The sequence below is a fragment of the Rhizobium sp. BIGb0125 genome (genome assembly GCF_024810055.1).
Lineage (GTDB): Bacteria > Pseudomonadota > Alphaproteobacteria > Rhizobiales > Rhizobiaceae > Agrobacterium.
Genome location: NZ_JANUDV010000005.1, coordinates 65,500 through 78,794, shown reverse-complemented (window position 1 = coordinate 78,794; position 13,295 = coordinate 65,500). Strand labels below are relative to the sequence as shown.

Here is a 13,295-nt window from a genome sequence, read left to right as displayed (position 1 = left end):
TTTTTTAAGACGCCTTTATTTTAGAAAGCCCCGCTCCGGTGATCCGAAGCGGGGCTTTTGTTTATTTCGCGGCCAGCGCATCCATGATCCGGATCCAGGAGCGGATACCCTTATGGAAGGACTGCAGGTCGTACTTCTCGTTCGGGGAGTGGATACGGTCATCGGTCAGGCCATAACCGACCAGAAGCGAATCCATGCCGAGCATCTTCTGGAAGTCACCAACGATCGGGATCGAGCCGCCCATGCCGATGACAACGGCAGGCTTTGGCCATTCGTCGGAGAGCGCATTTTTTGTCTTCGTCAATGCCGGAGAATCATAAGACAGCTGGATAGCCGGTGAGCCACCATGTTCGTGGAACTCGACCGAGCAATCCGCTGGAATTTTGGCGCGAACATAGGCGCGGAATGCTTCACGCACCTGGGCCGGATCCTGCTTGCCAACCAGACGGAAGGAGACTTTTGCCGATGCCTGCGCGGCGATAACGGTCTTGAAGCCATCGCCGGTGTAACCGCCGATAATCCCGTTCACTTCGGCGGTGGGTCGGGCCCATGTCAACTCGAGAACCGAGCGTCCTTGTTCACCTGAAGGTACGGACAGGCCAACTTCGCCAAGGAAAGCCTCTGCGGTGCGGCCGAGCGTTTCCCAGGAAGCTTTGATATTGGCTGGCGTTTCTTCAACACCGTCATAGAAACCGTCAAGCGTCACGCGACCTGTCGTGTCGTGCAGACCGGCCAGGATATTGGCCAGAATGTGGATCGGGTTGGCGGCGGCACCACCGAAGAGGCCGGAATGCAGATCGCGGTCCGCAGCGGTGATGACGACTTCTTCGCCAACCAGACCACGCAATGCGCCCGCAATCGCCGGTGTTTCCCGGTCCCACATGCTGGTATCACAGACGAGTGCGAACTCTGCCTTCAACTCGCCGGCATTGGCTTCGAGGAATGGCTTGAGGGACGGGGAGCCTGACTCTTCTTCACCTTCAAACAAGATGGTCACGCGGATCGGCAGCGAGCCGTGAATTTCCTTGTAGGCGCGGCATGCCTCAACGAAGGTCATCAACTGACCCTTGTCGTCAGATGTGCCACGGCCGGTGATGACCTTGCGGTCGTTGCCAAGATCCTTGATTGCAGGCTCGAACGGGTCGTTTTCCCACAGGTTTAGCGGGTCGACCGGCTGTACGTCATAATGGCCATAAAACAGAACGTGTGGAGCATCCGCTGTCGCCGCCGCATGGTGCGCAACGACCATCGGGTGGCCTGCGGTATCACGAACCGACGCGTCGAAACCAATCGACGACAGCGAGGCTGTCAGCCATTCAGCGGCCTTGCGGCATTCAGCCTTGAAAGCCGGGTCGGTAGAGATGGACTTTATTCTGACAAGTTCAAACAACCTGTCGAGGCTCGACGTCAGATTTTCATCGGCCTTGGCCAAAACGTTGGAAATATCAGTCATTGGGTATCCTGCCATTGGACAGCATTCTGAAACCCGCGGGGTTTGATGGGAATGCTGCCTTTTTAATTCGAAGCCGGGCTTGCGCATTTAGTCGAAATGCGCAGTCAGTTGCCGATAACAACGTTATCGCATCGACCTACATCGCGGAAGTGTTTTTGAGTGCGCGCTGTACATACTCGATCAGCAACTCGCGCTCGAAGCGACGGAAGCCGGAAAATGCCAATTCATCCGCCTCTTTGGCAGCGGTAATAGCCTGTTCCTCGAGCGAGCGACCCTGCGCGGTAAGTTCGATGATCTGGGCGCGTTTGTCCTTGGGGTGCTGCTTGCGGGTGATCAGGCTGTCGCGCTGCATGCGGGCCAATGTATTGGCAAGCGTTGCCTGCTCGATATCCAGCCGATCAAGCAATTGCCGTTGTGTGATGCCATCTTCATTCCAGAGCTCGAGCAAGATCGGAAATTGGCCTGGAGAAAAGCCAAGTGCCGAGGCTTTTTTATGCAAGGCACGTGAAAAGGCCTTGGCCAGCTGGGCAGTCAGATAGGCAGCAGAATCGGTTCTTGAAAAGCGCATGCGATTTGAGGTCCTGAAAACAAGTCTCGCACTGGTCGATGGCATCGGCAGGGCGGCTTACGCATAATGGTCCATTCTTTCCCCAAACATGCGGCGACATTTTTAGGCGTCAAAGCTGAGGTATTTTTGCGGGGTGAGGCCAATAAAAAAACCGCCACGGCCGGGAGGGGGTCGGCCATGGCGGCTTATCGAGGGACAAAGGCCCGGAGAGGGGGGAAGGCCTTTGTCCGGTCTGAGGCGGCGGGGGACGAGCCAGCTATCAGACTACGGCGTGATCAGGCGCCGTTGAGTAATAATTGTGGCTGCAAATGAGGCTTTTCAAGGGAAGAAACTATTACAAATCGGTAACGTTAAGGTGAGCGGTGAGCACGGATTTTGACTGAATCTTTCTGGGCATGAAACCGGGCCAAATCTAACTTTCTGTGGACGCAAGATGAGGCGCAAGGTAACGATGGCACCATGAAAAAAGGCGATCATCTCTTCCTCGTTGACGGTTCCGGCTTTATTTTCCGGGCGTTTCACGCAATTCCAGCATTGAACCGCAAGTCTGACGGCTTGCCGGTGAATGCAGTCTCCGGCTTCTGTAACATGCTCTGGAAATTGCTCAGGGATGCACGCAACACCGATGTTGGCGTTACGCCCACGCATTTTGCCGTCATTTTTGACTATTCCTCAAAGACATTTCGCAACGAGCTTTATGACCTTTACAAGGCAAACCGCTCTGCACCGCCAGAGGACCTGATCCCGCAGTTCGGATTGATCCGTCATGCGACCCGTGCGTTCAACCTGCCGTGCATCGAAAAGGAAGGATTTGAGGCCGACGATCTGATCGCCACCTACGCCCGGCAGGCCGAGGCGGTGGGCGCCGACACCACCATCATTTCGTCTGACAAGGACCTGATGCAGCTCATCACGGCCAACGTGCACATGTACGATGCCATGAAGGACAAGCAGATCGGCATCCCGGAAGTCATCGAAAAATGGGGTGTACCGCCGGAAAAGATGATCGACCTGCAGGCAATGACGGGAGATTCGACCGACAATATTCCGGGCATTCCAGGCATCGGTCCGAAAACGGCGGCCCAGCTTTTGGAAGAGTATGGTGATCTCGATACGTTGCTTGAGCGTGCGGGCGAAATAAAGCAGCAAAAGCGGCGTGAAAACATCATTGCCAATACCGAGCTTGCTCGGCTTTCCCGCCAGCTTGTGTCGTTGCGCACAGACGTACCGCTTGAAATGCAGCTCGACCAGCTGGTGCTGGAGCCGCAGGACGGACCCAAGCTGGTTGCCTTCCTGAAGGCCATGGAGTTCACGACGCTGACCCGCCGTGTGGCAGAGGCCACAGGTGCGGAAGCCGGCGAGATTGAGGCTGCAGTCGTACCCGTCGAATGGGGCGCAGATGCCCATGGTCCTGATGTCGGTGCTGGCACAACAGCTGCACCACAGCCATCGCAGGCAGCGGCGTCGGCAGACGCTGTAGAGGTCGTCCACAAGGACGGTTTTGCGCCGTCTGATCTGGCAGCATCGCGTGCTGCGCTGTTTGCATCATCGCCCATCGACACGACCGGCTATACGACGATCCGTGACGTGCAGAGTTTGGATAGATGGATAGCGGATGCGTACGAGACAGGCGTTGTTGCTTTCGATACCGAGACAACGTCTCTTGACCCGATGCAGGCCGAGCTTGTCGGTTTTTCGCTGGCACTCGCTGATAACAACAAGGATGGTTCCGGAACAACCATTCGCGCCGCCTATGTGCCTTTGACCCACAAGACTGGGTCTGGTGGTGACCTATTCAGCGATGGCATCAAGTTGAGCGAAGGCCAGATACCTTTCCGTGATGCTCTTGAGCGGCTGAAGCGCCTGCTTGAAGACCCTTCCGTCCTGAAGGTCGCACAGAACCTCAAATACGATTACCTGCTGATGAAGCGCCACGGCGTGGTGATTGACGGTTATGACGACACGATGCTGATGTCATACGTGCTGGAGGCGGGCAAAGGCACGCACGGCATGGATGCTCTGTCTGAGCGTTGGCTTGGTCACAAGCCGATTGCCTATAAGGACGTTGCGGGCTCTGGCAAAGCCAGCGTCACCTTCGATTTCGTCGACATTGAGAAAGCCACCGCCTATGCCGGTGAAGACGCGGATGTCACACTCCGCCTCTGGCTCGTGCTGAAACCGCGTCTGGCTGCTGAAGGCCTGACGTCTGTCTATGAAAGGCTGGAGCGGCCGCTGGTGGCTGTGCTGTGCCGCATGGAAGAGCGCGGCATCACCATTGACCGTCAAATCCTGTCGCGTCTCTCTGGGGAGCTGGCGCAAAAGGCCGCTGCCGCAGAAGAAGAGATCTATACGTTGGCAGGTGAACGGTTCAACGTCGGTTCGCCCAAGCAGCTTGGTGACATCCTGTTTGGCAAGATGGGGCTGCCCGGGGGTTCCAAAACCAAGACCGGACAATGGTCCACCTCTGCACAGGTGCTGGAAGATTTGGCTGCCGAGGGTGCGGAGCTGCCCTCGAAGATTGTTGACTGGCGTCAGCTGACCAAGTTGAAGTCAACCTATACAGATGCACTGCCGGGTTACATTCATCCCGAGACAAAGCGTGTTCATACATCTTACGCAATGGCCTCGACAACGACAGGACGTTTGTCATCGTCCGAACCGAACCTGCAGAATATTCCGGTTCGTACAGCCGAAGGTCGCAAGATCAGAACGGCATTTATCACCACGCCCGGTCACAAGCTTCTGTCTGCCGACTATAGCCAGATTGAATTGCGTGTGCTGGCGCATGTGGCGGATATTCCGCAGCTGCGGCAGGCCTTTGAGAATGGCGTCGATATTCATGCCATGACCGCCTCTGAAATGTTTGGCGTGCCGGTTGAGGGCATGCCTTCAGAAGTGCGCCGCCGCGCCAAGGCCATCAACTTCGGCATCATCTACGGCATTTCCGCTTTCGGTCTTGCCAATCAGCTGAGCATTGGCCGCTCGGAAGCCGGCGAATACATCAAAAAGTATTTTGAGCGTTTCCCCGGCATCAAGGACTATATGGAAGCGACCAAGGCCTTTGCACGAGACAAGGGTTACGTAGAAACAATTTTTGGTCGCCGGGCCTATTATCCTGAAATCCGCTCGTCCAACCCGTCTGTCCGTGCCTTTAACGAACGCGCGGCTATAAATGCGCCTATTCAGGGTTCTGCTGCGGATGTCATTCGCCGCGCCATGGTGCGTGTCGAACCGGCACTGTTGGCGGAAAAGCTTTCGGCGCGGATGCTGTTGCAGGTGCACGACGAATTGATATTCGAGGTTGAAGACGCGGAAATCGACAAGGCGTTGGAGCTTGTCGTGTCTGTCATGGAAAACGCGGCAATGCCTGCCGTATCCATGGCCGTGCCGCTGAAGGTTGATGCGAGAGCCGCGACCAACTGGGATGAGGCGCACTAATCCCGGTTTTGGAGCATCCATCAAAAAACTTCATCAACCGGATCACCGTCAAAGGATCGTCAGTCGATCATGCATCTGTCATGGAAGAAGCTGAAAACGCGCCTAGCAGCAGGCGTGTTTTAAAAGCGTTGTGACAGGAGTAGCGAATGGAAAAGCTGACGCTCTATATAGGCAACAAGAATTATTCCTCATGGTCCTTCCGGCCATGGCTTGCCATGGAAGCGACGGGAATTCCTTTTGAGGAAGTTCTGATTCCCTTCGACTTTGCGGCAGGCAATCCGAAGTTCAAGGATATCTCGCCCACCAAACTGGTTCCTGTCCTGCACCACGGCGATCTGCGTGTATGGGAATCACTTTCGATCATCGAATATGTGGCTGATCTCTTCCCTGAAAAGCAGCTGTGGCCAACAAATATAAAAGACCGTGCAGTCGCACGCTCTGTTTCCATGGAAATGCTGGGCGGTTTCCGAGCCTTACGTCTGGCCTGTCCAATGCACATGCGCAGGAAAAAGAGTAAGATTGAGGTCTCCGATGCCGTTCGCAACGATGTCGAGCGTATTGAAAACATCTGGCGTGAATTGCGAGCCCGCTCTGGCGGACCCTATCTTTTCGGGGCTTTTTCGGCTGCAGACGCCATGTTTGCACCGGTTGTCTGCCGTTTTGATGTCTATGATCTGGTTTCCAGTGAAGATACTGTGGAGTATATGCAGGTGATCAAGTCGCATCCTGCATGGCAAAAGTGGTATCAGGCGGCAATTGTCGAGCCGTGGACTGTTCCCGAGGGTGAGGCATAACCCTGCAAAACCTGAAAAAATATGCGTGGGGACTGGTCAAGACCCGGTAAGGCATGTATAAGCGCGCCAAATTTCCGATTTCGAAACATGCGGCATTCAGCCATAAGTGGCAACATGCTCCGTTTCGTCCGTTAAGTGGAGTAACACAAATGGCTGTACCTAAAAGAAAAACAAGCCCGTCCAAGCGCGGTATGCGCCGTTCGGCTGACGCTCTCAAGGCTTCGACATACGTTGAAGACAAGAACTCCGGCGAACTGCGTCGCCCACACCATATCGATCTGAAGACCGGTATGTACCGTGGCCGTCAGGTTCTGACGCCGAAGGAAAGCGCATAAGCGTTTTCTGACTGACTGAAAAAAAGCTGGCCTTGTGCCAGCTTTTTTTATGCCTGCAATTGGCCGACGACTCAGACGGCAGCACACTGCGTATTGGCCATCTTGGAAATCGGCAATCTTCCACATACACTCCCATCGAGGATGGAGACCCGGGCGACTGTTCGGAATTGCGTGAAAGCGCTCTAGTGGAGGAAATGAACGGTGAAGCATCGCTGGATACCCGTTGCTGTCGTGTGTCTGGTCTTGGGCCTTATCGCCATGACCAAGGGCAGCGAACTTGTATCCCGCCATTTCATGAATGAAGCCTCCTCCCAGGCTCATACAACGCTCAGGCTGGCTGTTTCGGCTCTCGGCGGGCATCTGAGCCGCTACGAGCCTTTACCCGCCCTGATGGCCGATCACGACGATATTGAGGAACTGGTCAGCAACCCTTCCAACCAGTTGCTGCGTGACCGCGCCAATATCTATCTGAAAGAGATCAACACCCTTCTGCACTCGTCGGACATCTATGTCATGACGCTGGACGGTGAAACGATTGCTGCCAGCAACTTCGATGGACCGGCCACCTTCATTGGCCAGAACTTCAGCTACAGGCCGTATTTTCAGGAGGCAGCAAAAGGCCAGCAATCGAGGTTCTTTGCTCTTGGCACCACCTCGCATAAGCGTGGATATTATTTCTCCTCACCCATTCTGTTCGAGAATGTCATCAAGGGCGTGATCGTTTTTAAGGTCGATATTGAAGGCATTGAGGCTTCCTTCGGCAATGGTGAAAACCGGATCATCGTGTCTGATCCTGAAGGCATCATCTTCATGACTGGTACGCCGGAGTGGCTCTATGCCTCACTGCTGCCACTAACCAAGGATCGGTTGTTGCGGACCGAAACATCGCGCCGCTACTCCGATGCGACATTGCGTGAATTGCCATTGAGCATCGAAAGCAGTGACGGACATACGCTATTCAAGATCGCCAGCGGGCAGGGGGAGCAGGAATATCTCGCCCTGTCGCAACTGATGCCTGAAGCCGGCTGGACCGTGCGGGTGTTGATGGACACCAGTTCAGTGCGCAACCAGGTACGCACGACGGTCATTGCGGTGGTGCTCTGCCTTTGCCTTGCAGGGTTCATCCTTGCCGCAGTTTTGCAGCGCCGGGCGCGATTGCAGGAACGAATGGTGCTGCAGGCTGAAACACAGGCAGAACTGGAGCGACGGGTGGCGGAGCGCACGCAAGATCTGGCGCGGGTCAACCGCCATATTGAGCGTGAAATTGCCGAACGCCGGCAAACCGAAAAACAGCTGCGAAAAACGCAAGGGGACCTCATTCAGGCCGGAAAGCTGGCCGGTCTCGGCCAGATGTCGGCCGCCCTGTCGCATGAATTCAACCAACCATTGGCGGCAGCAAAAACCTACGCCGACAGTGCGGCCCTCCTTATCAGACGTGACAGGGTGGAGGAGGCCAGCGACAACCTCAAGAGGATCTCGGCTTTGATCGATCGCATGGCGTCAATCAGTCGCCACTTACGTAACTTCGCCCGCAAGCCGAATGAAAAGATGACGTCTGTCTCGCTTGAAGAGGCAATGCAGGACACGCTGGAAATTCTGCATGCGCGATTGAGGGCCGCCAACGCCGATCTTATCGTGGATTTTGGGACCAACCCCTTGAGCGTCAAGGCGGGCCTCGTCCGTTTGCAGCAAGTTCTGGTGAATATCATTTCAAATGCTGCGGATGCGGTGGAGACTTTGGAAGACCGCCGGATCTTTGTTACTGCGAAACAGCATGATGGCAGGGTCCTGATTTCGGTGCGGGATTATGGCCCGGGAGTGCCAGCCGCGATCATGGAACGTATCTTCGATCCGTTTTTTACCACCAAGGGCGTCGGTCGTGGCTTGGGACTTGGCCTGTCCATCTCGTACAACATTATCAAGGATTTTGGCGGAGAACTGCGCGTACGGAACCCCGACGGCGGCGGTGCCGAGTTCGTTATCGAATTGTCGGTGGCTGAGCGTATTGCGGAGGTCGCTGCGGAATGAATGGTGCCCGTGTCTTGCTGATCGATGATGAGGAAGAGCTTCGCCTTTCCACGGCGCAGGCGCTGGAACTGTCCGGATTTTCCGTGACCATGCTGTCCAGTGCCGAACATGCCCTTGAACTGATCGGTTACAGTTTTGATGGTGTTGTCGTCAGCGATATCAGAATGCCTGGCATGGATGGCATGACATTGCTGCAAAAGGTCCGGGAGCTTGATGCGGAAATTCCGGTTATTCTGGTAACAGGCCACGGGGATGTGCAGCTGGCCGTTAATGCCATGCGCAATGGCGCTTACGACTTCATGGAAAAGCCCTTCACTGCGCAATATCTGTCAGGTGTCATTCACCGCGCCATGGATAAACGGTCGCTGGTTCTGGAAAACAGACGCCTGCGCGCCGTCGCTGGCAAACGTGATGATCTTGAAACGAGGCTTCCCGGGCGCACCCAAGTCATGGTGGATCTTCGCTATCGTATCCGAGCGATTGGTGCCGCCGATGCCGATACCTTGATTATTGGCGCAACCGGTGCCGGCAAGGAAGTCGTGGCGCGTGCCCTGCATGATGTCAGCAACCGCGCCAATCGTCCGTTCGTGGCGATCAATTGTGCGGCCTTGCCACAGAACCTGATTGAAAGCGAATTGTTTGGCCATGAGGCAGGCGCCTTTCCCGGGGCCATTCGTGCCCGCTACGGCAAATTTGAACACGCTCGTGGCGGTACCATTCTGCTGGATGAAATTGGTTCGATGCCAATCGACATTCAAGCAAGATTCCTGCGCGTACTGCAGGAGCGGGTTATTACCCGTCTTGGTTCCAACGACATTGTGGAACTGGATGTCCGTTTTATTGCCACCAGTAAGGTCGATCTTGAGGCAGAGGTGGCTGCCGGCCGTTTTCGGCCTGATCTGCTCTATCGGCTAAACGTCGCAACCGTGCACGTGCCATCGCTGGCACAAAGGCGGTCCGATATTCCGCTGCTGTTCCTGCATCTGGTGCGTGAGGCGGCGGCTCGTTATGGCCGCGAGGATAGGGAAGTTCCGCAAAGTGTTATCGCGGATATAGCGACGCGGGAATGGCCAGGAAATGTGCGTGAACTGCGCAATGCTGCCGACCGTTTTGTGCTTGGCCTTTCATCTGAAAATGCCGAGCAGGTGGTCACCGATGATGATAACAGGCAACCACATCGTCTGGCGGATAAAGTGGCGTCTTATGAGCGCGATCTGATTGCCCGTTCAATCGCCCTTAATGCCGGAAATCTGAAGGCTGTCTATGAAGCGCTCGGCATTTCACGCAAAACGCTGTACGAAAAAATGCAGAAATACGGCCTCGATAAACGCCATTTGGGTAGTATGACCCAACTTGATGAAGAAGCTTTGTAACGCCAGCTGGCCAGATGGGTGGATTTCCACCCGTCATTTTTCCGCAATGTTTCGAATTCCACCCATTTACCATTTGTTCATAGCAAAAGATGCTGCGGCGTCATGCGAAGCCGATTGCAGTTTCGTTTCCCCCCGCTGCAAATGACGTATCCGCAGGTTCCGATTGAGGAGTCGGTTCTTGCGAACATCATCGTCACATTCTGGGAGGAACCGATGAATTTTTTTAAGACACTGTCGTCTGCCGTCATGGCTGCAACCGTTTCGCTGATTGCGATGTCTGCTTCTGCGCAGACCTATCCCGATCGCGGTATCACCATGGTGGTGCCTTTTGCAGCCGGTGGTCCGACCGATACTGTAGCCCGTCTGGTTGCGGAATCCATGTCCAAAGACCTTGGCCAGCAAATCGTCGTTGAAAATGTTGGCGGTGCCGGCGGCACGCTTGGTGCCGGTCGCGTCGCCGCTGCTGATCCTGATGGTTACACGATCCTGCTGCACCATATCGGCATGGCAACCAGCGCCACGCTCTATCGCAAGCTGGCCTATGATACGCTCAATGCATTCGAATATGTTGGCCTCGTCACTGAAGTGCCGATGACCATCCTGTCACGCAAGGATCTGGAGCCGACGGACCTCAAGGGCCTGATTGAATATGCCAAGGCCAACAAGGACACAGTAACGGTTGCCAATGCCGGTATCGGTGCCGCCTCGCATCTGTGCGGTATGCTGTTCATGAGCGCGATTGAGACACCGCTGGTGACTGTGCCTTACAAGGGAACTGGTCCAGCGATGACTGACCTTCTCGGCGGCCAGGTTGATATCATGTGCGACCAGACAACCAACACCACCAAGCAGATCCAGGGTAAAACAGTAAAAGCCTTCGCAGTGACCTCGCCAAATCGTCTTGATGTTCTGCCTGACGTACCAACTGCTGTTGAAGCAGGCCTGCCCGGCTTTGAAGTGGGTATCTGGCATGGTGTCTATGCACCAAAGGGCACACCGCAGGAGGCTGTCGATCGTCTCTCGAAGTCGCTTCAGGTCGCATTGAAGGACCCGAACATTGCAGCGCGCTTTGCTGAACTTGGCACCATCCCATCCCCGGAAGCAGATGGTACGCCAGCCGCGCTGAAGGCCAAGCTTGAAAGCGAAATCGCCCGCTGGAAGCCGGTCATCGAGTCTGCTGGCCAATACGCCGACTGATACCTCTATCTGAAAGAACCGGCGGCAAGGCCGCCGGTCCCTTTAGCCCTTTCCATGGTGCGCTAGCGTCTGATGCATGCGCGGAAGCGGAGCTTCTATGAAATCAGTTTCCTTCAATATGTCCGAAGCCGTTTGCGGGTTGATCTTTGTCGGTCTCGGCGTGGCGTTCGGTTGGCAGGCTTTCGAGCTCGATCTCGGCACGACATTTCGGATGGGGCCGGGGTATTTCCCCTTTGTCCTGTCATTGGTTCTCGTCGTGTTAGGTGCGGTCATCTTCCTGCGTTCCGGCAAGGTGGCACATGAACCGCTGGGCGCTATCGCCTGGCGCGGCATGCTGCTTATTCTGCCCGCACCAGTCTTCTTCGGTTTTACCGTTCGCGGGCTAGGGTTTGTGCCGGCAATCTTTTTCACGGCGCTGATAGCCGCCTTCGCCTCCCGTAAAATGAAAGTCCACACCGCCGTTCTTCTGGCGGCCGGGCTGACTGTCTTTTCGGTCGTCGTGTTCAATTATGGTCTTGGCCTGCCGTTCCAGCGGTTTGGTCCATGGCTCAAGTTCTAAGAGGTTTCGATGGAACTTTTCGATAATCTCGCACTTGGTTTCAGCACGGCTTCGTCGCTTGGAAACCTGTTCTTCTGCCTGATTGGCGTGTTGCTGGGAACCTTGATCGGCGTGTTGCCGGGCATTGGCGCAACGGCAACCATCGCCATGTTGTTGCCGATCACCTTCCAGCTTGAGCCGGTTTCGTCACTGATCATGCTGGCCGGAATTTATTACGGCGCGCAGTATGGTGGCTCAACCACCGCTATCCTGATCAATATGCCCGGCGAATCCTCATCTGCCGTAACGGCCATCGATGGTTATCAGATGGCCCGCAAAGGTAAGGCGGGTGTAGCACTTGCCACAGCGGCAATTGGTTCTTTTTTTGCAGGGACAGTTGCGACATTCCTGGTGGCGATCTTTGCGCCGCCACTGACGGTGATTGCACTAAAGTTCGGTGCTGCCGAATATTTTTCACTGATGGTCGTCGGCCTGGTGTCGTCCATTGCCCTGGCGCATGGCTCCATCGTGAAGGCACTGGCGATGGTGGTGCTGGGCCTGCTTCTGGGTCTTGTTGGCACCGATATCTACAGCGGTACACCGCGCTTCACGCTCGGCATCCGTGAATATGCCGATGGCTTGAATTTCGTGGCGCTAGCAGTTGGTGTTTTCGGCATAGCGGAAATCCTGCGCAATCTCGAAGATGAACATTCCCGCTCGGTGCTGATGTCCAAAGTCAGCGGCCTATTGCCAAGCAAGGATGATTTCAAACGTATGATTGCACCTATTCTACGTGGCACCGTCATTGGCTCGGCTTTGGGTATTCTGCCCGGTGGTGGCGCAATCCTTGCCTCGTTCGCGTCCTATACTGTTGAAAAACGTGTGTCGAAAAACCCTGAGGAATTCGGCCACGGCGCGATTGCGGGCGTGGCTGGTCCAGAATCTGCCAATAATGCCGGTGCGCAGACATCCTTTATCCCGCTGCTGACGCTTGGCATTCCCGCCAATCCCGTTATGGCGCTGATGATTGGTGCGATGATCATTCAGGGCATTGTGCCCGGCCCAAATGTGGTGAGCGAACAGCCTGCCTTGTTCTGGGGTATCATTGCGTCGATGTGGATTGGCAACCTGATGCTGGTGGTGTTGAACCTGCCGTTGATCGGGCTTTGGGTCAAATTACTGACCATTCCCTATTACGTGCTGTTCCCGATCATCATGGCCTTCTGTGCTATCGGTGTTTACAGCGTGAACTCCAATGTCTTCGACCTCTACGCCGTCGCCTTCTTTGGTTTCATTGGTTACGTGCTGGTGAAATTGCGCTGTGAGCCAGCGCCGCTGCTGCTCGGCTTCGTGCTTGGGCCGCTGTTGGAGGAGAACCTGCGCCGTGCCATGATCTTGTCGCGTGGCGATCCGACAACATTCGTCACACGGCCGATCAGCGCCATCCTGTTGGCTATTGCAGCTTTGGTTCTGGTTGTCGTCTTCCTGCCAAGCGTCAAGGCAAAGCGTGAGCAGGTTTTTCAGGAAGAAGAATAATCCTCATCAGCTTCCATTACTCGCAACCCCGGCAT

General features: G+C 55.3%; 10 protein-coding genes. 8 read left to right on the top strand and 2 right to left on the bottom strand.

Features of this window, described 5'->3' with window-relative positions; translation table 11 throughout:
- Positions 1 to 61: 61 nt before the first annotated feature.
- Both M2418_RS14770 and M2418_RS14765 read right to left on the bottom strand, forming a co-directional pair.
- Complete coding sequence (locus M2418_RS14770; protein WP_250983563.1) at positions 62 to 1,453, bottom strand: M20/M25/M40 family metallo-hydrolase; 1,392 nt, start codon at positions 1,451 to 1,453, stop codon at positions 62 to 64.
- 136 nt (positions 1,454 to 1,589) lie between these two features.
- Entirely contained in the window at positions 1,590 to 2,021 is a 432-nt protein-coding gene (locus M2418_RS14765) for a MarR family winged helix-turn-helix transcriptional regulator (protein WP_250983564.1), read from the bottom strand.
- 459 nt (positions 2,022 to 2,480) lie between these two features.
- Here M2418_RS14765 and polA point away from each other — a divergent pair, with 459 nt between their 5' ends.
- From polA to M2418_RS14725, 8 genes are all read left to right on the top strand, one after another.
- A complete protein-coding gene (gene polA / locus M2418_RS14760; RefSeq protein ID WP_259147523.1) occupies positions 2,481 to 5,459 on the top strand; it encodes a DNA polymerase I in 2,979 nt (992 codons plus the stop codon).
- 146 nt (positions 5,460 to 5,605) lie between these two features.
- Positions 5,606 to 6,253 (top strand): glutathione S-transferase family protein, encoded by a 648-nt coding sequence (locus M2418_RS14755; protein ID WP_259147520.1) that lies wholly within the window; start codon positions 5,606 to 5,608, stop codon positions 6,251 to 6,253.
- A 149-nt stretch (positions 6,254 to 6,402) separates the two neighbouring features.
- Positions 6,403 to 6,588, top strand: a complete 186-nt coding sequence (rpmF, locus tag M2418_RS14750) for a 50S ribosomal protein L32 (protein ID WP_006724402.1) — start codon at positions 6,403 to 6,405, stop codon at positions 6,586 to 6,588.
- Between the two features lie 201 nt (positions 6,589 to 6,789).
- A complete protein-coding gene (locus M2418_RS14745) occupies positions 6,790 to 8,616 on the top strand; it encodes a sensor histidine kinase (protein WP_259147505.1) in 1,827 nt (608 codons plus the stop codon).
- Complete coding sequence (locus M2418_RS14740) at positions 8,613 to 9,989, top strand: sigma-54 dependent transcriptional regulator (RefSeq protein ID WP_250983568.1); 1,377 nt, start codon at positions 8,613 to 8,615, stop codon at positions 9,987 to 9,989. Before M2418_RS14745 ends, M2418_RS14740 begins: the two co-directional genes overlap by 4 nt.
- A 213-nt stretch (positions 9,990 to 10,202) precedes the next feature.
- Complete coding sequence (locus M2418_RS14735) at positions 10,203 to 11,186, top strand: tripartite tricarboxylate transporter substrate-binding protein (RefSeq protein WP_250983569.1); 984 nt, start codon at positions 10,203 to 10,205, stop codon at positions 11,184 to 11,186.
- A gap of 97 nt (positions 11,187 to 11,283) precedes the next feature.
- Positions 11,284 to 11,745, top strand: coding sequence for a tripartite tricarboxylate transporter TctB family protein (locus tag M2418_RS14730; protein WP_250983570.1), 462 nt, complete (start codon positions 11,284 to 11,286; stop codon positions 11,743 to 11,745).
- Positions 11,746 to 11,754: 9 nt separating this feature from the next.
- Positions 11,755 to 13,260, top strand: coding sequence for a tripartite tricarboxylate transporter permease (locus M2418_RS14725; protein ID WP_250983571.1), 1,506 nt, complete (start codon positions 11,755 to 11,757; stop codon positions 13,258 to 13,260).
- The last annotated feature ends 35 nt before the right edge of the window (positions 13,261 to 13,295 follow it).